This is a genomic window from Glutamicibacter sp. X7 (genome assembly GCF_054889245.1).
Genome location: NZ_CM142678.1, coordinates 342,657 through 366,070, shown reverse-complemented (window position 1 = coordinate 366,070; position 23,414 = coordinate 342,657). Strand labels below are relative to the sequence as shown.

Below are 23,414 nucleotides of genomic sequence, written 5' to 3'. Positions count from 1 at the left end.
CAGCGAAATTACCCTGAGATGGCGTGGTGGTAAACGCTGCGAGGCGCTTGAGTATCAGTCGCGCGGTACCCGGTAACGATGTTCGGGACGCCCGCGGTTGCCGTAGCTCAATTGCAGCTCCAGCGCTTCGGCGGAGACCAGTGCGGCCAGATAACGTTGAGCGGTGGCGCGGGCTACACCCACGGCTTCGGCGACCTCGGCCACGCTCAGCGGTTGGGTGGCAGCACTGACGCAGGCAAACACCGCCTGCTCGGTAGGTGCCGGTGTGCCGGCGTTGGTTGCGCCGGCCTCCTCCGCCCCCATCAGGGAGCGATAGAGCCGGTCCACTGCCGCTTGGTTCAAATCACTGGCTTGTTCTAGCTGTCGTCGGTAGCGAGCCCAGCCCTTGAGTTTCTCGGCAAGGGTCTTCGGTTCGAAGGGCTTGATAATGAAGGCCAGCGCGCCACCGCGGATGGCGGCGGCAATGCGCGCCGGTTCGGTGGTCGCGGAAATCATCATGGTGTCCGCATCGATGGCCCGCAGAAGTTCGAGCCCGCTCACGTGCGGCAGGTAAAGGTCCAATAGAACCAGGTCGGGTTCTAGCCTGGCGACCTCGGCGGGCACGAGGCGCGGATCCAGTATTGGTTCGAGCGCTTCGAATCCCGGCACCGCGTCCACCATGCTCGCGTGCAATTGGGCCACCCGAAAGTCGTCGTCGACGATGAGCACCCGGTAGTTTCCATTGCTCGGCATGCCTTGGCACCCTTCCTAGTTCTCGTTGCTGGTGGTCGTCGCTAATGATTGTCGTCGGTGAGCACGGCAGGTAACCGGGCCGCAACCACTGCACCCTCACCGCCGCCGCCCGGGTCGGCGATCCATACGTCGCCGCCGCGGGCCCGCGCCAGGCGACGGATCAGCGGCAGACCCACACCCTGCCCATGACCCGGCCCGACGTGGCTACCGGTGCTGACTTGGGGGTCGAAAACTTCCAGCCCGGGAGCAATCCCCGGACCAGAATCTGCCACCGCCAGATGTAGAGTGTCACCTTCCGAGAGCAGGTCGATTTCCACCCAGGATTCCGCGTCGTTGGCCAGCGCCGCGGTATATGCGTTATCCAGCATATTCCCGAGTACCGCGGTGACATCTTGGGCGTCACGCGCCGAGGCAATCTGCGCGAACAGCTGGCTATCCTCGGAAATCCGCAGATCGATCCCCAATTCCTGGGCCGTAATGGCCTTGGCGGAGATAAACGCACTGAGGAATGGGTCGGCCACCCGTTGCAAACCGGGTACGGGCGAGACCAATGGCCCGGAGGCCAGTACCTCGCGCAGGTAGTCCCTTGCCTGCTCCTGTTGGCCGAGGTTGAGCAGCCCCAAAATCGCATGCATGCGGTTGGCGAATTCGTGGCGTTGTGCGCGTAACGCATCGGCCATATCCTGCACGGCATCCAATTTGGTGCCTAATGCTTCGACCGTGGTGACGTCGGTGAGCAGCACGACGCGTCCTAGATCAACCCCGTCGCGAACCACCGGATTGATGGTGGCGACCAGCGAGTTGGCGCCGACCTCGAGTCGTATGGGGGTTCGTGTTCCCTCGCGGAGCGCCTGCACCAGACGCTCGGGAAGCGCGGCCGAGGCGTAATGACGCCCCACCACATCTGCCTTGTCGGTCCGGTGCGGTAGCCCGAGCATTTGCCGGGCCGCGCGGTTGCGCACCGTTATCACCCCGTCGGCCCCCAAACCGATCATGCCCTCGGTGACGCCGTAGAGAACCGCCTGTTGGTCACGCACCAGCTGCACGATTTCCCCGGGTTCCAGTCCCAGTGTTTGCTGTTTCAGGCGGCGCACCGTGGCCAGTCCGGCCCAGGCGCTGAGCAGCACCGCGGCCAGCGCGAAGGCTGCCACCCAAAGTACCGAACGCCAGAGCTCATCGGAGAGGGATTGGACTCCCACGCCCACCGAGACTTCGCCGACGACTCGTTCTGGACCCTCCGGCGCATAGACGGGGACCTTCGCGCGCACCGACTCGCCCAAGGTGCCATGGGCCCGCGTTACTTCTTCGACTCCCCGCAGGGCCACCGGCTCGGTGGATACCCGTTGACCGATCTGCGCCGGATGCGGGTGGGTCAGCCGTAGCCCGCGGTCCTCGGTGATCACCACGAAGGCCGCCCCGTTGACCGCGGCGGTTTCGGTGGCAAGGTGTTGTAAGTAGCCGTCGCGCAGCGCCGGAAGATCGAGGGTTTCCTTCTGCGCCTCGGCGGCTACCGCACTACGCACCTCGGGATCGGAGGCGATGGTGCGGGCGATGGTCAGCGATGACTCCTGAGCCTTAGTGAAGACATTCTCGTAGCTCGTGTAGAGGATGGTCGCGGTAATCAGCACTCCGAGCACGGCCAACACGGCAAACTGCAGGCGCATAATTCGCGCGGCGAAGTGCCCCGTGGCGCGGCGGTGGACCATCATGGTTCCAGCATACGCCGGGCATGATTTTAATGAGCAAAAAGCACGCAAAAACCAAAAGCTAGCAGAAGCCAGCTTAAATCCGGCACGTGATATGGCGCACGTAGCGTGGAGGGAGAGAAATTTTCCGCACTACCCAAGGAGCAGACATGCTGGTAGCTCTGGGCTTCCTCATGGTCGCCACCTTCATGGCCTTGATTATGACCAAGCGCATGACACCGTTGTTGGCGCTGATCATCGTCCCCACCGCTTTCGGACTGTTCGCCGGCGCCGGTTTCGGTGTGGGCGATATGGTGATGGACGCCGTTAAAGACATGTCCGGCACCGCCGCCCTGTTGATGTTCGCGATCATGTATTTCGGCATCATGATTGACGTCGGGCTGTTCGACAAGCTGGTCGCGGGCATCTTGAAGATTGTCGGCCACGACCCGGCAAAGGTCGTGATCGGTACCGCGCTATTGACCGCGCTGATCTCGCTGGACGGCGACGGGTCGACCACCTTTATCGTGGTCACCGCGGCGCTGCTGCCGATCTACCAGCGTTTGGGGATGTCTCCCGTGGTGCTGACCTGCGTCGCCGGTCTGACCAATGGCACGCTGAACATCGTCCCCTGGGGCGGTCCAACGGCGCGTGCCGCCGCCGCGCTGGGCGTAGATGCCTCGGCCATCTTCGTCCCCATGCTCCCCTCGCTGGGCATCGGGCTTGTGGTAATCGCGATCTTTGCGTGGCAGCTTGGCCTGTCCGAACGACGTCGTTTGCACCGCGAGAGCCCTGAGCTGTGGGGTACCGAGCTGGGCGGCGGCACCTTGAGCAGCGGCTCCAAATCTCCCGCCTTCGACGGCGGCACTTCGCTTGCACTCCTTGAATCCGTGGCCACCAAGGGCGACGGTAGCGAGGCGCCCACCATGCACGGCACCGTTCTGGATCCGACCCGTGAAACCCTGCGCCCCAAGCTGTTCCCCTTTAACCTGGCACTTACCGTGGCCATTATGGTGTTGCTCATCGTTGATGTGATGCCGCTGTCGTACCTGTTCATGATCGGCGCCGCGCTAGCCCTCGTCGTGAACTTCCCCCGCGTCTCGGATCAGGTGAAGATGATCGCGGCCCATTCGCAGGAAATCATTGCGGTGGTCTCCATGGTGCTCGGTGCCGCAGTGCTCACGGGTGTCCTGTCCGGCACGGGCATGGTCGACGCCATGAGCCAGTGGCTTGTAGAGGTCATCCCGGACTCCATGGGGCCGTTCATGGCCGTGCTCACCGGCCTGATCTCCATCCCGGCCACCTTCCTGATGAGCAACGACGCGTTCTACTTCGGGATCTTGCCGGTGCTCTCCGAGGCCGGGGCACACTACGGAATCGACGCGGTCGACATGGCACGAGCCTCGATTACCGGCCAGCCGGTGCATATGCAGTCCCCGCTGGTTCCGGCAATCCTGTTGCTCGTTTCGCTGGCCCGCGTGGACCTGGGCGATCACCACAAGAAGGTGCTGTGGCGCGCGGTCGTGGTCAGTCTCGTGATGCTGGCTTCGGGCGTTTTGTTCGGCGCCATTCACATGGGGTAACCCACGCAAGGCAAGGCACAACATATTCACCAGCAGGTGTACTTTCTGTCGCCTCAACAGGATATGATCCGACTCATCCAAGAGTCCTGCACCAGGACTCTTGGATGAGTCGCTCAGTTAAGCGCGTACCGGCACTCGGCCGGGCCGAGGAAAGGAACGCCATGTCGCAGAATCCCTATGAGAACGCCGCCGACCCCAACGGACAACAGCCGCAGGGTTACCCCGGTTACCCGCAGGCCGCGGGGAACAGCGTGGATGAACTGGGACGCATTCAGCTCAACGCATGGCTCTCCGTCTTCTTTGGTTGGATCCCGGCCCTGATCTTCTACGTGGTGGATAAGCAGCAGGGTCCGCTGGTCACCGAATTTCACCGGCAAACCCTGAATTTCAGTCTGCTGCGTCTGGGCGTTGGTCTCTTGACCCTCATACCGGTCCTCGGCTGGTTCCTTGCCATTGGCTCACTCGTGCTCTTTGTCTTCGCCATCATTGCGGCCGTGAAGGCCCCCGAAGAATACCGAGCCGGGCGCGCCTATAACTACCCGTTCAATCTCCCGCTGGTCCAGTAATGCCGCTGCGTGCAACGCGCACTCTGGCAGAACTTGACGCCGAGCTTGCGGTGCCGAGCATGGTCGATGTAGCCGAGATCCGACGAATCCACGAGGACCCCCGAACCCAGCAGTTCAGTCCGGCCGGGCCTCCGACACCGAAGGCCAGCGAAGAGATGCTACGCACCTGGGTCTCCGATTGGTCCGCGCACCAGCTGGGCTACCATCTGGTGCGCGACAGCCGATCACAAGAGTTGCTCGGCGTGGCAGGTCTTCGATTCAGCGGTGAGTATGACGGCGAGCGCCGCATCGCCAACCTTTACTATCGCTTCGCTCCCGAACCTTGGGGACGTTCGCTGGCGACAACCGTAGCGCGCGAATGTATTGAGGAACTAAGGCTACGCGGTGACCCGATGCTTGTGGTTGCACTGATCCACGAGGATAACAGCGCCTCGGCCCGTGTGGCACAGCGCAGCGGACTGCGGTTGCATGGCACAGTGCCTTATCGCGAATCCCACCGTCAACGCTGGCTCCTGACCTTGAACTAGGGTCCTGCGCTGGGTCCTGACTTGCTCGTTCCAGAGACCTGAGCGTCCGGCTTCTCAGGGAGTGCTTCGGTGGCAGTAAGACGTCCTGTAGAAAGACCAGCATCCGGCATGGAGCCACCGCCTAACGAAGACATGAGCTTGCGTAAACGCTAACCACCTGCCATGGGAAATTGGCCATCCGGACAAGTGGCGATTCGGGCCAAAGGCAGCGTCCTGTGAAAAAATCCGGAGAAAAGGCTCCACGGGCACCCTACGGGGAAGGGTCATCGCAACACGATAACCCGCGGTCCAGTCGGCGGCCCTGCCCCGATGTCGACGATCTCTCATATCGGGATAGCTGATAATTCTCTACAGAGATAAAGGAAGCGCTTCGCCCATGCACAGAGAGCCACTCGACGGTAATATCTCACTCGCCCAGCTCGAGGCTGTCATCGCCATCGTGGACTTTGGCTCGTTTACCGCAGCCGCAGACGTTCTGGGCATTTCCCAACCATCGCTCTCCCGCAGGATCAGCGCCTTAGAAGGAACTTTAGGCCTGCCCGTCTTCCGCCCTGTCGGCCGAGAAATGGTGCTCACCGAGATTGGGCGAAGTATTCTTCCGGCCGGTCGTCGAGCGCTACGGGAGGTGGCTTCGATTGGGAGCATCGCCTCGTCTACGCTCGCTTTGACCACCGGCTGCCTGCGCATCGCGGGGCTGCCTTCGCTGGTTGGTGGGATCATGCCCGACTATCTCGGGCCCTTCCACCGCAGCCATCCTGGCATCCAAATTGAAATTCTCAGCGTGGAAGACAACGAACAACTTGTTGAGGCGTTGCGCCTGAATCGGGCCGACGTGGCCTTTGGCGTGAATCGGCATATCCCTGCTGATCTCATCGGGGTGCCCCTGCGTGATCAGCAATTCGCGGCGGTCGTTTCGCACGAGTGCCCGGTGGACAAGGATACGGTGATCGACGCCTCGGCGCTTGAGTCGCTGAGCTTGGTGACGCTCCCACAGGGGACCTCCATCCGCCAAGTCACCGACGACGTTTACCGGCACTTCAAGGTAGTGGCACCGCGAGTTATCACGACAACACAACGTGATGCACTGGTGCCTTTGAGCATCGCCACCGGTGGCATCACCATGGTTCCGGATGTCCTTGCCGCGACGGCCGAAATCTTCGGTGGCCGGCAACTTCCCTTGCATTTCTCGGCCGGCAGACCCCTCGGTGCCATCTACCGGCGCGACGAACAACGCAATCCCGCGCTCACGGAGTTCCTCGAGCACCTCTGAGACCGATGTCTCGTAACGCCGCTGCACCCCCGGTTTTATGCCGAATCCTACCTAGCCATACAGCAGACGTATGGTTCGTGGCGCTCGGACTATTGGTATCTGAGACGCGACTCGTGATCAGCTAATTTTCTATTGCTCTCACGATTTACGCAGGGGAACACATCGTTATGAACATGCAGCACCAAGCTCCGATGGCCCGTCGTCGTGCCCGGCGAACACGCCGTCGCATTATCGCGATCGTTGCGGCAGTGCTGGTACTGGCCGTGCTTGTGACTACCGGTATCGCCGCGCTGCGGTTGCAGAGCAATATCTCGGTTTCGGCCCTCAGGTCCTCGGATATTGACGTTCCGGATTCCAGCGAAGGTGTAAACGTGCTGGTTCTGGGTTCGGATAGTCGAGACTTCAACACGAAAGGTTTCGGTGCGGACAACGGAACCCGGCGTAGCGACTCTATGCTTTTGGTCCATCTATCGCCAAACAATGAACGTATCGAGGCAGTCCAAATCCCCAGAGACACCGTCCTGCAGCGCCCGGCATGCGCCGATACCGGCTCCGGCGCCTACCCGGGCGGCTATGGAATGATCAACTCGGCACTGAACTACGGGCCAGCCTGTTCCGTCGCCGCCGTCGAAGCCCTCACCGACGTCCAGCTGAACCACTTCATTGAAGTGAACTTCGAAGGTTTCATCTCCATAGTTGATGCTCTCGATGGCATCAACGTGTGCCTGGAGAAGCCGATGACCGACCCGAAGGCAAATCTAGACCTTCCCGCAGGACGACAAACCGTGGACGGAACCGATGCACTCGCCCTGGCCCGCACCCGCCACGCGGTCGGGGACGGAAGCGATATCGCCAGATTGGGCAACCAGCAGAAGGTCATGTCCGCTATTGTCCAGCGGGCGACAAGTCGAGAGGTGCTCGCACGTCCGGAACGACTCTATGCGTTCCTTGACGCGATCACTTCTTCCATGACCGTCGATGAGGAACTCAGCTCATTGCCTTCGCTGGCCTCGCTGGCCGCCCGGATTCAGGCGGTGCCCACTGACAATATCACCTTTATGGCGATGCCAACGCAGCCTGCACCGACAAACCGCAACCGGGTTGTCCCCGCACCCGACGCAGCACTGATTTTCGAGCGCATCAAAAAAGACATCCCGATCAATTCTGAAGCGCAGAGCTCGGCAGACGAGGAACCAGCGCGCGAGGCCGCCCAGAAACTCCCGGTGAGCATCCTCAACGGCACGAAGGTCTACGGTCTGGCGGGCAAGTTTGCCGACGCCGCCGCGGAGGAAGGCTTTACCGTTTCATCGATCGGCACCGCTACCTCGCTCCATGAGCAGACTCGGTTACTCATTCCAGATACGGCGGGCGCTAAGAAGGCTGCCACCGGCTTCGCCAAGGCCATCAAACTCGATGTTTCCCCCTCGGTCGCCGATGTCGAGGAAATCCAGTTGGTGCTCGGGCAGGACCATCAGGCATTGCGGATACCCGATAACAAGCCCGTGAAGGTTACCAGCCGGACCGCAAGCGAAAAGCTGTGCGGTTAAAGCGAGCTCAGCATGCGGCTTAGCTCGGGCCAGACGGTGAACAAAGCATTGGCCCGGCCGTGCATCGGCCGTGCGGGGTCAGGCAGAAATGTGAGTTGACCTACCAAACTGGTTTCATCGCGCCATGAATTGAATAATTGAATCTATGCCTTTGACCGACGCGCTACTGGAAGCCTCGCAGTGGATACCGCAGGCCCAGACGCATGAACGTCGGGCACGGGCCTTTGGCGAGCCCTTTGTGGGACGACGCATGAAGGGCCGGAAGCATCCGATCGAAGACTTCCTATTCACCTACTACACCCAGAAGCCCGGCCAACTTTACCGTTGGCACCCGGGCGCGGGAGTTGTCTTACTCGGCGAACCGGCGCTCGAACGGCTCGACTGGAAGTTCTATCGCGCGGTGCACACCGAGGCCGGCCCCGGCGTGGAGCTCGACCTGCACGCCTTTGCGCAGGCTCGCTCCGCCGCCATTGGTTTTGCACGGACCATCCTGTCCGGCACCAGGTCCCGCCCGGGCAACTTCGCCTGCTTCGGCCTCCACGAGTGGGCCATGGCCTACAAGTCCGAGGTCAACGGCATTCGTCACGAGTACCTTCCCTTGCGTCTTGGCGCGCAGGGCACCGATGCGGTGGTCGAGGAGCACCGCATCCGCTGCACCCACTTCGACGCGTTTCGCTTCTACACCCCGCAGGCCGTACCGCTGAACGAGCTACAGCCCAGCCGTGAAACGCAGCGAGAGCTCGAACAGCCGGCCTGTCTGCACGCCAATATGGATCTCTATAAGTGGGCGTATAAGCTTTCGCCGGCGGTCCCCAGCGAACTCATGATGGATTGCTTTGAGCTGGCCTGGGAGATCCGCACCATGGATATGCAGGCCTCTCCCTATGACCTCTCCGAGTGGGGTTACCGCGCGATCGCTATCGAAACACCGGAAGGCAAGGCCGAATATGTGGCCTTACAGCGTGATTTCGCCGACCGTGCAGAGGTACTACGAGCCCGCCTGCTGGCGGTGGCCGAGTCGCTTCCCTTAGAGCAGCCCTAGCCGATATTCAGCTGCCGGGCGCACAATGGGGCTATGAAACGGGCCCGGGTAGTTGCCATCGTGACCGCGCTGAGTGCGGCCGCGATGCTTTCTGCGTGCCAGCCACCCGCCGCGGCCCCCGGTCCTTCGGAAAGCAGCCCGTCAGAGAGTAGTCCGCCGCAAACCGATCTGCGCATCGAGGTGTTTGCCGACGGCAAGGAGCTCAGCGCCGAACACCGCCTATTCTGTTCGGGAAGAGATGCGTTAGCCCAGAGCACACTTCCCGAGGCGACGAGTGCTTGCCAACTGTTGCACGACTCGCCCGCGTTGCTTACCGAACCCACGCCTACCAAGCAAACTTGCACCATGATCTATGGTGGCCCGGATCGCGCAAAGATTCGCGGCACGCTCAACGGGATCTCGGTGGACGCGACCTTCGATCGTTCCAACGGTTGTGCCATTGACCGCTGGGACACGTTGCAACCGCTACTGGGATCGGGCGGAATGTAGCTTCGGACGGTATTCGCACGCCATAAACTGAGCGCATGGACTTTTTCCTCGTGCTGATCATGCTGCTCTTCGCCACCGTCCTGATCGTCGGGGTCAGCGAGCGCATCGGGCTACCCTACCCGATCTTGATGCTGGTGTTCGCGGTCCTGGCCGGCTTCCTACCCTTCGTGCCGGTTGTGCACGTGCCGCCGGAGCTCATCCTTCCAATTTTCCTGCCGCCCTTGCTATTCGCCACCGCCCAACGCAGCTCGTGGTCCGTTTTCCGTTTCCGTTGGAAGTCGCTGATTCGCCTTGCGGTGGTACTCATCGTAGTCACCGCCGGTGCCGTCGCGGCTACCGCGTGGGCTTTTAGCCCGTTGGCATCGATTCCGCTGGCCATCGCGCTTGGCGCGATTGTTGCGCCGCCGGATCCGGTGGCTGTGGACGCCATCGCCACCAAGGTGAAGATTCCACGCCGACTCACCTCGATCCTGGAGACCGAAGGTCTCTTCAACGACGCCATGGCGATCGTGATCTTCCAGCTCGCAGTCACGGCCACGGTGAACGGCACCGAGGTCGGTTGGGAGATCATCCCGCAGTTCCTGATCGGGGCCGCCATCGCCGTCGTGTTGGGCTTTGCCATGGCCTGGCTGATTGGTGCGCTGAACCGCTTCGTACCGAATATGGTGGCCCGGTGCGCGGCCACCCTCGTCGCCCCCTATGCGGTGTATCTACTCGCCGAAGAATTACACGCATCGGGCGTGGTCGCCGTGGTCGTCACCGCCCTGGAATTGGGACGCCGTGCCCGCCCGCAAGATGCGAGCGAACGATTGACCCGAAACTCCTTCTGGGAGGTGCTCGAGATGCTGGCCACGGGTCTGGCTTTCGGGCTGATGGGCTTCGAAATGAACAGCGTAATCACCGAGGAGGGTGCCGATCTCATCGCCTTTATCCCCGGCGTATTGGCGGTCAGCGTGGTGGTGATCGCGGTGCGTGCGATCTGGATGTTCGCCACCTACTACCTGCCTCAGTCGGTGATCGCCGGCCGACGTATGACGGCCAAGGATTCACTGGTACTCACCTGGTGTGGCATGCGCGGACTGGCCACCTTGGCGTTGGCCCTCGCACTGCCCACCACGCACGCAGATGGCGCCCCGATCGAGGGGCGAAACTTTGTCGTGGCCTGTGCCTGTGGCGTGCTCGTGGCAACGCTGGTGGTTCCGGGATTGACCCTGCCAGCGTTGATGCGCGTGCTCAAGCTACCGGGCGATGGCAAGCTCTTCGCCGCGGCCCAACGCAAACTGGCGAAGCGGGCCGAGCAGCGAGCTCTGGAGGTCATGCGTGAATCACCAGAACTCGAACGGCTCCCGCAGGATTTCCGGGACTCGATGACCCGCCGCCTGAAGACGCTACACACCTTGCTCGAGCAGGGTGAAGCAGACGTTGATGAGACGCGACGCGAAGAACTAGGCCGATTGCGCGCCTTCGTGGCAGCAGCCGATACCGTGCAGTCGCGGGCACTGAACGCTGCACGCAACGAGCTCATGCAGGCCCGCAATGAGCGTGGGGTCGACCCGCATATGGTGGATGAGATCGTCGAGCGCCTCGATCAGCGCACGGTGGTGCTGGATCGGTAGATTGCCTCGCGCAAGTAGTGGCAACGGCCCTTGTCGTCAGCACTTGAGCACGAAAAACGGCCAGTCCCGGGATCTTTTCGGGGCTGGCCGCTCGCGTCATCTTGGCGTGTGCGGGGCTTAGTTCTTCACTTCCCAACGTCCACCGTTCTCCCAGAACTCGCGGATGTCTTCCAGGTTGCGCCCCTTGGTCTCCGGGGCCATTCGCAACACGAAGATAAAGGCCAGTACCGCCAAGGCGCCGAAGACCATGAAGGTTCCGGCTCCCCCGAGCTGCTGGAGCATGCTGAGGAAGAACATTGACACCACCACGTTGGCCAGCAAATCGCTGGTGAGCATCGCCGAGGATCCAAGAGCGCGCAGGTGCGCGGGGAAGCTCTCGCCCGCATATACCCAGACGAGCGCGCCGAAGCCAAAGGTGAAACCGACGGTGAACAGCAGCACGCCGGTGAAGCCAAGTGCGGTCAATATGCCACCGAAGTCATCTGAAATCAGGAAGATCGCAATGAGTAGGATGTTCGCCGCGATCATGGTGCCAATGCCACCGAGCAGGATGGGCCGGCGTCCGATGCGGTCGACGAGCGAGAGCGAGAAGAAGACGGCAATCAGCGACACACCTTGCACGAGCGCCGGCAGCAATAGCTGGGAGGCATGTCCCTCGAAGCCCATGAGCGCAAAGAGCTTCGGGCTGTAGTACACGATGGCGTTGATGCCGGTGATCTGGATGAAGAAGCCCAGACCCACGACGAAGATGCTGGCACGCAGGAATGGCTTGCGCAGCATTTCGCGGATCGCCCCACCGCTTTCTTCACGCAAGGATCGGCTCATCTGTGCCAGCTCGGTAGCCACATTGAGGCTGCCTTCGCCCTCGATGCGATTCAGTACATTACGCGCTTCTTCTTCGCGGCCCTTCATCATGTACCAGCGCGGTGTGTCGGGTAGACGTACCACGATAAGTAAGACCACAACGGCTGGTACTGCGGCCAGCCCAAGCATCATGCGCCAGTTACCGGCACCCGAGAGGAAGTAGGCGATCACGTATCCCAGGATCACGCCGATCACGGTGGTGACCTGATAGGCCACGAGCAGGGCTCCACGAATCTTCGCCGGCGAGGATTCTGCGACGAAGACCGGCACCACAACGACCGATACACCAATGGTCAGACCCAACAGGAGGCGAGCAACGTAAAGCACCGGCACGGTGGGTGCCAACGCCGAGAGGATCGCGAACAGCGCGTAACCGGTGGCCACACCAATCATCGCGGTACGCCGCCCGACCTTGTTGGCCAACCAGCCGCCAACCAGAGCACCAAGCACCTCACCGATGACCACCGCCGTAGTGATTTGCTCAAGCGCCTGGGTGCTGAGGTCGAATTCGATCTCGAGGAATCCGAGGGCGCCGGCGATATTGGACATGTCGTAGCCGTAGATGATGCCAACGGCCGCGGCGGTAATGCCGGTCAGTATGCCGAGACGTGGTGTCGTCTTAAGGTCCTGTAGCAAGGACATCCTGTAGCTCCTTCGATACCAGGAATTGCTGAAGCGGCCGTGGGTCAACGCCGCGTTTAGATTATTGTAAGGTTTCCTACCATATTAAGAAAGCCCCCTAGCAACCGGCGTTAACGACGAATGCCCCCGGCGCAGGCGGGGGCATTCGATAAGCTCATGTCAGCGACGTTCGAGCAGGGTGATGACCTCATAGTGATCGGTTTGCGGAAACATATCCATGACACGGCCCAGAACGGGCCGGAAATTATCCATACGCTGCAAATCACGCGCCAAGGTCTTGGCATTACAGCTCGAATAGACCACATGGGACACCGCAGAGTCATTGAGCCAGTCGGCGAGCTCCGCGGAGATGCCGCGTCGCGGCGGATTAACGATCACGGCTTCCGGAGCGGTCTGGCTTTGTACCGCAAACTCCGTGGCGTCGCCGGAGAAAAACTCAATGTCATCCAATCCCAGCTCGGCCGCCGAGACCCGTGCGGCCTGCACCGCCTGGTCACTGGTTTCGATCCCAACCACCTGCCGCCCGGGCCGCGCACAGTGCAACGCAAAGCCTCCCACGCCGCTATAGAGATCCCACAGGCTAGCCGGGGCAATATCGTCGATCCATAACCGCGCCTGCCGATAAAGTGCGGCCGCGATCTGCGTATTGGTTTGGAAGAAACCCTGCGGACGCAAATGCATCTGTACCCCGTTGAGGGTAAAGGACAGAGTCTGCGCGGCGGTCAGCACGATCTCTTCGGGACCCTCCAGCACCGCCTTGTGCTCGGGTAAGAAATTCACCGACACCACCGTGGCCTGCGGGAGTGCCCGGAGAAACTCGGGCAACGAATCGCGCAGCGCCACAAAATGCTTCTTGGTACGCAGAACCCAACGCACCATCAGTGCGCCAGCCTCATTTACCGTGATGATCACATGCTTCAGCTCGCCCTTGCGGCGCGGCACATCGTAAGGGATGAGCCCCAGCCGAATAATGAATCGCTCAATGATGCCAAAGGCCGCCCGGAGCGCCGGGTCGCAAATGCCGCAATTGCGCAGATCAACTCCGTGGCCGTCGGCGTCGAGAATGCCAATGGTCGGATTCTGGCTGGTTCCCGCCACCACCATCTTCGCCTTATTCCGAAACCCGGATTCGGCGCTGGCCTGCGGTGGAAGCATACGCAAACTATCGAAGTCGGCCAGCAAGCCCGCGCAATGCTCGGCCTTGGTCCGCAACTGTTGCTCGTAGGCCGTGGCCAATTGGGTACAGGAGCGGCACCGCTCGGCGGCGAAATACAGACATTCCATGGTGTCTACAATCTTAGCGACCACTTACCACCGGCGAATGAAGCATACTCAACGGTTATTGACCGTAAATTTCCAGACTCCGCGGGTAGGCTCGCATATGATCGACCCGGCAAGGGTCGACGACGAGACCTTGTGCACTCGATCTAGAATGGGGCCGATGATAGTACGCATGAACCGCTCGGCACGCCGCCGAACGTCTGGCATCTCCGTGGTGGCTGTTGCGACGCTAATTGGCGTTGTAAGCACCGGGTGTAGTTCGCCAAGTTCATCTCCCACCGCCGAGGCCAGTCTCTCTCAGGCCCCGTCGAACAGCTCCATGCCCAGCTCAACGCCTTCGGCCGGTCGCGCCAACGGTTCGGCCAGCGGTCAGGGTGCCGCGCGCGCCACCGCATCTCGGATGCCCACTGCGACCCCTTCGGGCACGAGCGATCCAGCCCAGAGTATCGGCCCACTCGCCAGCGGAGGCAGCGTGGCCGAATCGGATGCACTGATGGTCGAGCCCACCAGCCCTTCGGTCAAGCTAAGCCCCGCCACCGAAGAGTTGTTCACCGCCATTAAGAACGGCGACACCACTAAGGCCCGCGCAGCATTGAACAACAAGGCCGATATCGGAGCGCTCGATGCCTCTGGTCGCAGCGCCCTCATGCGCGCGGTAATCCACAAGCGCGAGGACATTGCCTTGGCGCTACTCGGCGCTGGAGCCGATCCGAACACCAGTGATCCGATGGGCGACACCCCGTACCTGCGCTCTAGCGCCAATGGGATGACCACTGTGCTCTCCTCCTGCCTTGAACATGGCGCGGATATCAAGGCCACTAATCGGCTCGGTTCCGACGCTCTGATGGTGGCCAGCGAAAATGGGCATCCGGCCGCGGTCAAACTACTGTTGCAACACGGATTATCGGTCTCCCGGGTCAACGACCTGGGCTGGACGGCGCTTCATGAGGCGGCGGTATTGGGCGGCAATTCCAGCCGCTACCTCTCGGTGGTGAAGCTGTTACTCGAAGGCGGAGCCGACCCGCAACTCCTGGATCCCACCGGCAAGAGCGCGGTTGATATTGCCGCCGAACGCGGTCATTCACGTATGCTCGCCATCCTGCGTCAGTACACCGCGCACTAAAGCGCGTCGAGGTAGAACCACAGCCCGTCCTCGCGGATGAAGGTGCTGCGTTCTTCTTGGCTGTCCTCCCGTCCCGCACTGCGATAGTGGGCCACAAAATGAACCACCCCGCGTGTGGCCTGCGCTCCACCGGCCCGGGTGGCGAGAATTTCCAATCCGGTCCAGTTCACCGTCTTATCGAACTCCACGTCGGCAGGGCGAGTATCCGGGTGCCAGGTGTCCAGCAGATACTCCCCCAGCTCGAGCACGAAGGCACAGTAGCGTGAGCGCATCAATTGCTCGGCGGTGGGCGGAAGCGCGGAGCGATCGGCACGCCCGAGATGCCACGGTTGGCAACATTCGCCATAGCTGCGTGGCTGGTCTTCAAGTGCGCGGCAAGGACAAGGGGCAGTGCTCTTCATGCGGCCAGCTTACGCGCCAGCGGTTCAAACGTGCGCTACGCGACACCGCGAGCACCCTGCGTTCCCGGTAGACTTAGGTACGCAAGCTCGCGGAGCGCCATTACCCTTTGGTGTGAGACGGCAATCCGTGTGGCATTAAACCCCCTCGCGCACAGGAGATATGCCGGATGCCCCGGATCGTTGTTGATGTCATGCTCAAGCCCGAAATCCTTGACCCTCAGGGCAAGGCAATTGCTGGGGCACTGCCCCGGCTCGGCTTTAAGGCCTTTGAAGCCGTCCGTCAGGGCAAGCGCTTCGAACTGTCCGTCGACGGTGAGGTGACCGAAGAAATCCTCGCTCAGGCTCGCGAAGCGGCCGAGACCATGCTCTCGAACCCGGTCATCGAAGATGTCGTCAACGTCGAGGTTATCGACGACTAATGAGCAACGACCTACCCCTGATTGGCGATTATTCGACGCCAACCGCTGAACTTTCCGGCGCCCGCATTGGCGTTGTGACCTTCCCCGGCACGCTGGATGACCGCGACGCCGCACGCGCCGTACGCGCCGCCGGCGCTCAGTCCGTATCCCTGTGGCACGCGGACTCCGATCTGGGCGACGTAGATGCCGTCATCATCCCCGGTGGCTTCTCCTACGGCGATTATCTGCGTGCCGGCGCGATTTCGCGTTTTGCCCCGATGATGTCCAAGATCGTCGACGCAGCGAACTCGGAGGCCAAGCTTCCGGTGCTCGGGATCTGCAATGGCTTCCAGATCCTCACCGAGTCGCACCTGCTGCCCGGGTCGATGATCAAGAACGATCACCTGCGCTTCATCTGCCGCGACCAGGTGCTACGCGTGGAGAACAACACCACGGCGTGGACCAACGGTTATGCGGCGGGTCAAGAGATCACCATCCCGCTGAAGAACCAGGACGGCCAGTACGTCGCCGACGAGAAGACCCTGGACGAGCTTGAGGCCGAGAACCGTGTGGCCTTCTCCTACGTGGGATGGAACCCGAACGGTTCGCGCCGCTCGATTGCCGGTATCAGCAACGCCGCGGGCAACGTGGTGGGCCTCATGCCGCACCCGGAGCATGCCATCGAGGTCGGCTTCGGCCCGGATGCCACCGGCACCGACGGGCTGACCTTCTTCACCAGCGTTTTGACCCACCTTGTTGGAGGCAAGAAGTGACCCAGGAATTCAACATCGACACGGTCGAAAACGCCGAAGGCACCCCGGATGTGGAGCTGCCCTGGGCCGAGCTGGGCCTGAAGCAGAACGAATTCGATGAGATCGTCAAGATCCTCGGTCGCCGTCCCACCGCCGCAGAGTTGGCGATGTACTCGGTGATGTGGAGCGAACACTGCTCCTACAAGTCCACGAAGAACCACCTGCGCCAGTTCGGCCAAAAGGTCACCGAGGAGATGAAGAAGGACCTGATGGTCGGCATCGGCGAGAACGCCGGCGTGACCGACCTGGGCGACGGCTGGGCCGTGACCTTCAAGATCGAATCGCACAATTCGCCTTCCTTTGTCGAGCCCTACCAGGGTGCGGCCACCGGTATCGGCGGCATCGTGCGTGACATCATCTCCATGGGTGCCCGCCCCATCGCCGTCATGGACCCGCTGCGTTTCGGTGCCATCGACCACGAGGATTCCCAGCGTGTGGTGCACGGTGTGGTCTCCGGTATCGGCGGCTACGGCAACTCGCTGGGTCTGCCGAATATCGGCGGCGAAACCGTCTTCGACCCGATCTACCAGGGCAACCCACTGGTGAACGCCCTAGCCGTGGGCGCGCTGCGCCACGAGGATCTGCGCCTGGCCAATGCCTCGGGCGTGGGCAACAAGGTTGTGCTCTTCGGTGCTCGCACCGGCGGCGACGGCATCGGTGGCGCCTCGGTGCTCGCCTCGGAATCTTTCGACGACACCAAGCCCTCGAAGCGTCCGGCCGTGCAGGTCGGTGACCCCTTCAGCGAAAAGGTCCTCATCGAGTGCTGCCTTGAATTGTTCAAGTCCTCGCTCGTCGAAGGCATCCAGGATCTGGGTGCGGCCGGTATCTCCTGCGCCACCAGCGAGCTGGCCTCCAACGGTGAGGGCGGCATGCAGGTCGAGCTGACCGACGTGCTGTTGCGCGACCCCACTCTGACCCCGGGCGAAATCCTGATGTCGGAATCGCAGGAGCGCATGATGGCCGTGGTTACCCCGGCCAATGTCGCCGCCTTCGAGGCCGTGATGGACAAGTACGGTGTGGAATACTCCTGGCTGGGCGAGGTCACCGACACCAACCGACTGATCATCACCTGGAAGGGTGAGGTCATCGTGGACGTGGACCCGAAGACCGTGGCGCACGACGGCCCGGTTTACGACCGCCCCTACGCCCGCCCCGAGTGGCAGGACGCCCTGCAGGCCGACACCTTCCGTTCCTCGGCGGCCGGCGCCAACCTGCCGTCCACCGGCGAGGAGCTGAAGTCCGCCGTGCTCGAGCTGATCGCTAGCCCGAATATGTGCGACAAGTCCTGGATCACCCGCCAGTACGACCGCTACGTCGGCGGTAACACCGCACTGGCCGCCCCGGATGATGCCGGCGTGGTGCGCGTGGATGAAGAAACCGGGCTGGGCGTGGCCATCGCCACCGACGCCAACGGTCGTTACACCTACCTCGACCCGTACGTCGGCGCCCAGCTGGCACTGGCCGAATCCTACCGCAACGTCGCCACCTCCGGCGCTATCCCGGCCGCCGTCTCCGACTGCCTCAACTACGGCTCCCCGGAAGACTCGGACGTGATGTGGCAGCTGGCCGAGGGTATCCGCGGCCTGTCCGACGCCTGTATGGAACTGGGTGTGCCGGTGACCGGCGGTAACGTCTCGCTGTACAACCAGACCGGCGACAAGGCCATTCACCCGACCCCGGTGGTTGCCACCCTGGGCAAGCTGGATGACGTGGCGCGCCGCACCCCTTCGGGCTGGCGTCCGGAGGCCGACGGCCAGGCCATCTACCTCATCGGTACCACCAAGGATGAGCTGGACGGTTCGGAATTCGCGAACCTGCGCGGGCACCTCGGCGGTCTGCCGCCGCAGGTCGATCTGGCAGCCGAAAAGGCGCTGGGCGCGATCCTGATCAACGCCAGCCGCGACGGCATGGTCGACGCCGCGCACGATCTCTCCGAAGGTGGCCTCGCCGCCGCCCTGTCCGAGATGGTGTTGCGCTACGGCGTGGGTGCCCGGGTGGCCCTGGATGAAATCTGCCAGCGCGACGGCATTGACGCATTCACCGCGTTGTTCTCCGAGTCGCAGGCCCGTGCCCTAGTGGCCGTGCCTCGTAGCGAAGAGGTTCGCTTCAACGATATGACCAGCGCCCGCGGCATCACCGTGGCCCGCCTCGGCGTCGTTGATGCGCAGTCCGGCGCCCTCGAGGTGCAGGGTCTGTTCACCGCCACGGTGGACGAGCTGCGTGAGGCCAACGAAGGAACCATGGAGAAGTACTTCGGGTAGTCGCCCTCGGTAAGTTTCCGAACTTCGGGCCCCGATCCATTGTGGATCGGGGCCCGAAGTGTTTCACGACCAAGCCACGGAGCCAGATCTCCGTGAGCACCGCGGAGTCATCGCATCTGCCGGACTACACCGCCGCAGAGGCGCGCGGAAGCACCACGCTGCTGACAACCTCCGGAGTAAACCCAGCGGCTAAACCGCTATGTTCGGCCAGTACGCCCAACCAAGGAATGTCGGCGGCGGCGCAACTCTGCTTCAGCGCGCTGCGATTGGATAGGTGCAGGGCTTGGGGATACTGCGGCCAACTGCCAATGAGCACCCCGGCCAAGCGCAGTGCGAGGGAGCGCGCGGCCATCAGCGTCAGCCCGGTATGGTTCAGCGTCCCCAGATCCGGACGGGTCACCACCACGAGTTCGGCTTCGAAGGCGCGGCACAGATCGGCCAGCGTCTCTCCCGCCTCGGTCAACTCGACCAGCAGCCCCCCGGCCCCCTCCACAATGACCACGTCGAAAGCCTCCTCGAGTTTGGCCAGCCGCTCGAGATGGTCTGCCAACCTCGGTAGTACGGCGTTTTCTGCGGCCGCGGCCGCCCGAGGTGCCATGGGTTCACGCAGGCGACAGCCTTCGCTCACCGAGAGGGCACTCGCGTTGGTGCCCAACACCTGTGCGCTGAGCCGCCGCACCTCGTCGATGTCTCCTGCCTGATCGCCGAGCACTCCGGTTTGCACGGGTTTATACACCGCGACCGATAAGCCGGCCAGCGCGTAGCCGGTGGCCAATGCGGCGGTGCTGACGGTTTTTCCGACGCCGGTATCCGTACCGGTCACACACAATTTCACGACTGCACCTCAACTTTCAGTGGGGCTTGGAAGGACAGCAACCTCAACCATTGGGATTCTGGGCATTCGGTGACGGCGAGCGCGGCGGGATCCGGTAGCGCGCGGGCCGTTTCTTCAAGTGCGATGACGGCCTCCATTTCGGCCAGCCGCGCACCGAGGCAACGGTGCAAGCCGTGCCCGAAGGCGAGCCTATGGCCGTACGGGTCTGCTGCCAGATGTTCTCCGGATAGTTCCAGCAGGATTTCGGCGCCGGCCGGTAGCGTGTGGGGGCCGAGCTCGGTGTCTTCGGTAACCGCGCGACGCCAGGTATGCACCGACGACTCCGTGGCAAGCACCCGCTTGACGAAGTTTGGGGCAGCGTCCTGGCTACCGCGCGCACACGCTTCCCAGATCGCGGGGTCGCGCAGCGCACGGTAGAGCACGGTTTGAATCAGCAGACAGGTGGTTTCCTGACCGGCAATGAGCAGGAAGTACCCGAGTGAGCAGATTTCCCGCTCGGGTACACCGGCGGCCCCGAGGACGCCCCACAGATTCTGCTGGCCCTGCGCGTGGCGTACGCTGTCCCGCAGCCAGGCGTAGAACTGCGCCGCGCTTTGCGCCAGTTGCAGTTGCCGCTCCCGATCCGGCCAACCCCAGAACAACTCGAGCGAATCCCGGCTCCAGATTTTCAGTAGCCGCTGATCCGGTAGCTCGACGCCAAGTAGCGTGCCCATAATTCGTGGCGGGACGTCCGCGGCTACCGTACCGGAAAGATCGCTCCGGCCCTGCGCGGCCAGTTGGTCGGCCGATAACCGGGCCGAGCTTCGCGCGACATCTCGGATGCTTTGCGCCACCGCACCGACCTTGGCGGGGCTGAAGAATTTAGCCACGATGCGGCGCACCCGCAAATGTTCCGGGCCGCTGGCCGAAGCGAGTACCGGCGGTAGCGCGAATCCTTCGCGTGCGAGAATACGCAGGGCCTGCGGGCTCAGCTCGGTGACGGCCGTAAGGGCGTTACTGGGCACGAATTGCTCGGTGCGTTCGAAGACCTCCCGCACCAAGGCAGGATCGGCGACGCTCAGAAGTGCTGTGTCGTTCATGCAAAGGCTCCCTGTGGGGCGAGGGTGGCGCGAATCAATGTCAACGCCTGTGCTAGTTCGCTGGGGTCCAGGTCTGCACGGGCGGTGAGCCGGAGCCGGGAGAACCCATCGGGCACGCTCGGCGGCCGGAAGCACCCCACCGCGATACCGGATTCACCCAGGGCCTGCATGGCGTGCGCGGCGGTTTCGGCGTCGGGCATGCGTAGCGAGTGAATGGCGCCGGCCCCGGGCTCGAAGCAGCCAAGGTCCGCGAAGGCCTCGAGAATCTGCCGATTGCGCTGGGCCAGACGCGCCAGCGGACTTGGGTCGGTGCACAGCATGGTGGCGACGGTGCGCGCGGCCGCGGCGGCCGCCGGGGCCAGCGCGGTGTCGAAAATGAAACTGCGCGCCGCGTTGACCAGCTGCTCTCGAAAGCTACGGGCATTGGGGCCGCCGAAAAGTACGGCACCACCCTGCGCCCCAAGGGCCTTGGACAGCGAGGTGGTCACCAGCACATGGGCCGCCTGGTGGAACCCGGCGGCTCGCACTTCCCCTCCGGGGTGGCTGACTCCCAACGCGTGGGCTTCGTCGACAATGAGCAGGGCGTCGTGGCGGGCGCAGATCGCGGCGAGCTCGGTCAATGGAGCCCGGTCGCCAAGGACCGAGTAGATTGACTCGACCGCCACGAGTGCGCGCGGTTGCGTGCGGGTGGCGAGGATGCGTTCGAGCTCGGCGGGATCGTTGTGGGCGAAGAGCGTCGGCGTGCGGTGCGCCGCGAGTCGTGCCCCGTCGTGCAGGCTGGCATGGGCGTGCGCATCGAGTACGAGTAGCGTGCCGGGCCCGGCGAGGGCGTTGAGCACACCGAGGTTGGCGGCGTAGCCGGTGGCGAAGCTCAGCGCCTCACTGCGTCCGGTCAGCTCGCTTAGGGCCTGCTCTAGCCCATGATGTAGCTCGGATGTCCCGGTGACCACGCGGCTTGCCCCGGCCCCGCACCCGTAACGCCGCACGGCCTCGACCGCCGCCGCGGTCACCTGCGGGTTGTGGGCCATGCCAAGGTAGTCGTTCGAGGCTAGATCGAATCGCATCCGGCGTACCGGATCGTGGCGCTGCACTCCCCTGGCCTGCCGGACCCGAGCCCGGTCGGCCAGCCAGGAATCCCAGCTGCCGCTCATCCGTGGACCTCCGCGACCGCGTGCACCATGGCGTTGGTGAGCGTGCCCAGCTCCGCGTCGCTGGTGACGTAGGGCGGCATGACGTAGACCAGATTGCGGAAGGGCCGCACCCAGGCCCCGTATTTCACCGCGCGCTGTGACACGCGGCGAGCATCGACGCCCGTGCTCAGTTCCAACACGCCGATTCCGCCAAGTACCCGCACGTCGCTCACCGAATTCAGGCTTCGGGCCGGGGCCAATCCGGTGCGCAGCGCGCCTTCGAGGCGCTGGATGTGCCGCGCCCAGCTCGCCTCGGGTGCCGCGCCGACACCGAGTTCATCGAGCGAGGCGCAGGCGATGGCGCAGGCCAGGGGGTTTCCCATAAAGGTCGGGCCGTGCAATATCGCGCCGTGCTCCGAGGCCTTCAGGGTGGCACCAACCCGCTCGCTGAAGAGCACGGCCGCGAGGGTGAGATAGCCGCCGGTCAAGGCTTTCCCCACGCACAGTATGTCGGGCACGACGTCGGCCTGATCGCAGGCGAAAAGGCTCCCGGTGCGGCCGAATCCGGTGGCGATTTCGTCCGCGATGAGTAGCAGGTCCCAGCGGTCGGCCAGGTCGCGCAGGATCCGTAGCACCGCCGGCGGGTACCAGCGCATGCCTCCGGCGCCCTGGACCACCGGTTCGACGATAATTCCGGCCAGTTCTCCCTCGTGACGTTGCAGGATCTCGGTGGTCTGGGCCCGCCACTGTTCCAGTTGCTGCGCGTCGTAACTCCACTCGCCCCTGGCGTCGCGCGACCCGGCGGGCGGTACGGGGAGAAATTCGTGGCGTGCCAGTAGCCCGTCGAACGAGGCGTGCATCCCATCAATCGGGTCGCAAAGCCCCATGGCCCCGGTGGTGTCTCCGTGGTATCCGCCGCGCAGGCTGAGGAAACGCTGCCGTTGTGGACGGTTCCGTGCGCTTTGCACCTGAACCGCGAGTTTCAACGCCACCTCCACCGACACCGAGCCGGAATCGGCGAGGAACACATGCGGCAATCCGCCCGGCGCCAGAGCGGTCAATCGTTCGGCGAGCTCTACCGCCGGGGCGTGGGTCAGCCCACCGAACATGACGTGGCTGAAGTGCTCGAGCTGCCCGCGCGCGGCCGCGTCGAGCCGGGGGTGGCGGTACCCGTGGATCGCGGACCACCATGAGGCCATGCCGTCGATAACCTCGTGGCTGGTGCCATCGGCGTCACGCAGGGTCAGCCGGGCGCCGGAAGCCGCTTCGACGGCGAAAAGTGGTGGTTCGTCGACCGGTGCGTAGGGGTGGGCCAGCAACCCGGCGTCCCGTTCGATCAATCCCCGGCTCGCGGGCCTCTGCCGCGAAGATATTATGGGCGCTGCACTGGAAAGTGGCACGGTCTTACCTCGGTTCCTGAACAGTGTTCAATGGATGGCTGAAAGCCTAGGCGACCACGGGTACCCACGGCAAATCTTGTACGCAATCACCGCTCACAAAGCTCGAGACACGCCCGTGGCGGGCCCGCCCC

Annotated in this window: 21 protein-coding genes; 12 read left to right on the top strand and 9 right to left on the bottom strand. The window is 63.0% G+C overall.

Features of this window, described 5'->3' with window-relative positions; genetic code table 11:
* Nucleotides 1–54: 54 nt before the first annotated feature.
* Together ACYU0X_RS01850 and ACYU0X_RS01845 are read right to left on the bottom strand one after the other, a co-directional pair.
* The gene (locus tag ACYU0X_RS01850) at nucleotides 55–732 is read right to left on the bottom strand and encodes a response regulator (RefSeq protein ID WP_461901944.1); all 678 of its coding nucleotides are present in this window, start codon (nucleotides 730–732) and stop codon (nucleotides 55–57) included.
* Between the two features lie 41 nt (nucleotides 733–773).
* Nucleotides 774–2,441 (bottom strand): sensor histidine kinase, encoded by a 1,668-nt coding sequence (locus tag ACYU0X_RS01845; RefSeq protein WP_461901943.1) that lies wholly within the window; start codon nucleotides 2,439–2,441, stop codon nucleotides 774–776.
* A 146-nt stretch (nucleotides 2,442–2,587) separates the two neighbouring features.
* Here ACYU0X_RS01845 and ACYU0X_RS01840 point away from each other — a divergent pair, with 146 nt between their 5' ends.
* The 8 genes from ACYU0X_RS01840 to ACYU0X_RS01805 all read left to right on the top strand — a co-directional run bounded on the left by ACYU0X_RS01840 (nucleotide 2,588) and on the right by ACYU0X_RS01805 (nucleotide 11,057).
* On the top strand, nucleotides 2,588–4,000 hold the full coding sequence (locus ACYU0X_RS01840) for a CitMHS family transporter (protein ID WP_461901942.1): 1,413 nt from the start codon (nucleotides 2,588–2,590) through the stop codon (nucleotides 3,998–4,000).
* 104 nt (nucleotides 4,001–4,104) lie between these two features.
* A complete protein-coding gene (locus tag ACYU0X_RS01835; protein ID WP_461901941.1) occupies nucleotides 4,105–4,566 on the top strand; it encodes a DUF4870 domain-containing protein in 462 nt (153 codons plus the stop codon).
* A complete protein-coding gene (locus ACYU0X_RS01830) occupies nucleotides 4,566–5,093 on the top strand; it encodes a GNAT family N-acetyltransferase (protein ID WP_461901940.1) in 528 nt (175 codons plus the stop codon). The genes ACYU0X_RS01835 and ACYU0X_RS01830 overlap by 1 nt, the downstream gene beginning before the upstream one ends.
* Before the next feature lie 376 nt (nucleotides 5,094–5,469).
* Nucleotides 5,470–6,363, top strand: coding sequence for a LysR family transcriptional regulator (locus ACYU0X_RS01825; RefSeq protein ID WP_461901939.1), 894 nt, complete (start codon nucleotides 5,470–5,472; stop codon nucleotides 6,361–6,363).
* Nucleotides 6,364–6,536: 173 nt separating this feature from the next.
* Nucleotides 6,537–7,910 (top strand): LCP family protein, encoded by a 1,374-nt coding sequence (locus ACYU0X_RS01820; RefSeq protein ID WP_461901938.1) that lies wholly within the window; start codon nucleotides 6,537–6,539, stop codon nucleotides 7,908–7,910.
* A gap of 145 nt (nucleotides 7,911–8,055) precedes the next feature.
* On the top strand, nucleotides 8,056–8,952 hold the full coding sequence (locus tag ACYU0X_RS01815; protein WP_461901937.1) for a 3-methyladenine DNA glycosylase: 897 nt from the start codon (nucleotides 8,056–8,058) through the stop codon (nucleotides 8,950–8,952).
* A 33-nt stretch (nucleotides 8,953–8,985) separates the two neighbouring features.
* A complete protein-coding gene (locus ACYU0X_RS01810) occupies nucleotides 8,986–9,441 on the top strand; it encodes a hypothetical protein (protein WP_461901936.1) in 456 nt (151 codons plus the stop codon).
* 35 nt (nucleotides 9,442–9,476) lie between these two features.
* Nucleotides 9,477–11,057, top strand: coding sequence for a cation:proton antiporter (locus ACYU0X_RS01805; RefSeq protein WP_461901935.1), 1,581 nt, complete (start codon nucleotides 9,477–9,479; stop codon nucleotides 11,055–11,057).
* A 117-nt stretch (nucleotides 11,058–11,174) separates the two neighbouring features.
* Here the strand turns inward: ACYU0X_RS01805 and ACYU0X_RS01800 are convergent, their stop codons facing one another.
* Together ACYU0X_RS01800 and rlmC are read right to left on the bottom strand one after the other, a co-directional pair.
* Nucleotides 11,175–12,563 (bottom strand): sugar porter family MFS transporter, encoded by a 1,389-nt coding sequence (locus tag ACYU0X_RS01800; RefSeq protein ID WP_461901934.1) that lies wholly within the window; start codon nucleotides 12,561–12,563, stop codon nucleotides 11,175–11,177.
* 159 nt (nucleotides 12,564–12,722) lie between these two features.
* The gene (gene rlmC, locus ACYU0X_RS01795; protein WP_461901933.1) at nucleotides 12,723–13,847 is read right to left on the bottom strand and encodes a 23S rRNA (uracil(747)-C(5))-methyltransferase RlmC; all 1,125 of its coding nucleotides are present in this window, start codon (nucleotides 13,845–13,847) and stop codon (nucleotides 12,723–12,725) included.
* A 316-nt stretch (nucleotides 13,848–14,163) separates the two neighbouring features.
* Between rlmC and ACYU0X_RS01790 the strand changes: the two genes are divergently transcribed.
* Nucleotides 14,164–14,967, top strand: a complete 804-nt coding sequence (locus tag ACYU0X_RS01790) for an ankyrin repeat domain-containing protein (protein WP_461901932.1) — start codon at nucleotides 14,164–14,166, stop codon at nucleotides 14,965–14,967.
* Here the strand turns inward: ACYU0X_RS01790 and ACYU0X_RS01785 are convergent.
* A complete protein-coding gene (locus tag ACYU0X_RS01785; RefSeq protein ID WP_461901931.1) occupies nucleotides 14,964–15,368 on the bottom strand; it encodes a YchJ family protein in 405 nt (134 codons plus the stop codon). The genes ACYU0X_RS01790 and ACYU0X_RS01785 overlap by 4 nt on opposite strands.
* Nucleotides 15,369–15,535: 167 nt before the next feature.
* Here ACYU0X_RS01785 and purS point away from each other — a divergent pair, with 167 nt between their 5' ends.
* The 3 genes from purS to purL are packed head-to-tail and all read left to right on the top strand — an operon-like array spanning nucleotide 15,536 to nucleotide 18,839.
* Nucleotides 15,536–15,787 (top strand): phosphoribosylformylglycinamidine synthase subunit PurS, encoded by a 252-nt coding sequence (gene purS, locus ACYU0X_RS01780; protein ID WP_461901930.1) that lies wholly within the window; start codon nucleotides 15,536–15,538, stop codon nucleotides 15,785–15,787.
* Nucleotides 15,787–16,539 carry a phosphoribosylformylglycinamidine synthase subunit PurQ gene (gene purQ / locus ACYU0X_RS01775; protein ID WP_461901929.1) on the top strand — a complete coding sequence of 251 codons (753 nt, stop codon included), beginning with the start codon at nucleotides 15,787–15,789 and terminating at the stop codon, nucleotides 16,537–16,539. Before purS ends, purQ begins: the two co-directional genes overlap by 1 nt.
* On the top strand, nucleotides 16,536–18,839 hold the full coding sequence (gene purL / locus ACYU0X_RS01770; protein WP_418908227.1) for a phosphoribosylformylglycinamidine synthase subunit PurL: 2,304 nt from the start codon (nucleotides 16,536–16,538) through the stop codon (nucleotides 18,837–18,839). The genes purQ and purL overlap by 4 nt, the downstream gene beginning before the upstream one ends.
* A gap of 124 nt (nucleotides 18,840–18,963) precedes the next feature.
* On the opposite strand, the gene bioD is transcribed toward purL, so the two are convergent.
* Genes bioD through bioA form a run of 4 tightly spaced genes read right to left on the bottom strand, consistent with a single transcriptional unit; the run spans nucleotide 18,964 to nucleotide 23,223 of the window.
* The gene (bioD, locus tag ACYU0X_RS01765) at nucleotides 18,964–19,674 is read right to left on the bottom strand and encodes a dethiobiotin synthase (RefSeq protein ID WP_461901928.1); all 711 of its coding nucleotides are present in this window, start codon (nucleotides 19,672–19,674) and stop codon (nucleotides 18,964–18,966) included.
* On the bottom strand, nucleotides 19,671–20,753 hold the full coding sequence (locus ACYU0X_RS01760) for a cytochrome P450 family protein (RefSeq protein ID WP_461901927.1): 1,083 nt from the start codon (nucleotides 20,751–20,753) through the stop codon (nucleotides 19,671–19,673). The genes bioD and ACYU0X_RS01760 overlap by 4 nt, the downstream gene beginning before the upstream one ends.
* On the bottom strand, nucleotides 20,750–21,904 hold the full coding sequence (locus tag ACYU0X_RS01755; protein ID WP_461901926.1) for an aminotransferase class I/II-fold pyridoxal phosphate-dependent enzyme: 1,155 nt from the start codon (nucleotides 21,902–21,904) through the stop codon (nucleotides 20,750–20,752). Before ACYU0X_RS01755 ends, ACYU0X_RS01760 begins: the two co-directional genes overlap by 4 nt.
* Nucleotides 21,901–23,223 carry an adenosylmethionine--8-amino-7-oxononanoate transaminase gene (gene bioA, locus ACYU0X_RS01750; protein ID WP_418908223.1) on the bottom strand — a complete coding sequence of 441 codons (1,323 nt, stop codon included), beginning with the start codon at nucleotides 23,221–23,223 and terminating at the stop codon, nucleotides 21,901–21,903. Before bioA ends, ACYU0X_RS01755 begins: the two co-directional genes overlap by 4 nt.
* Nucleotides 23,224–23,414 lie beyond the last annotated feature (191 nt).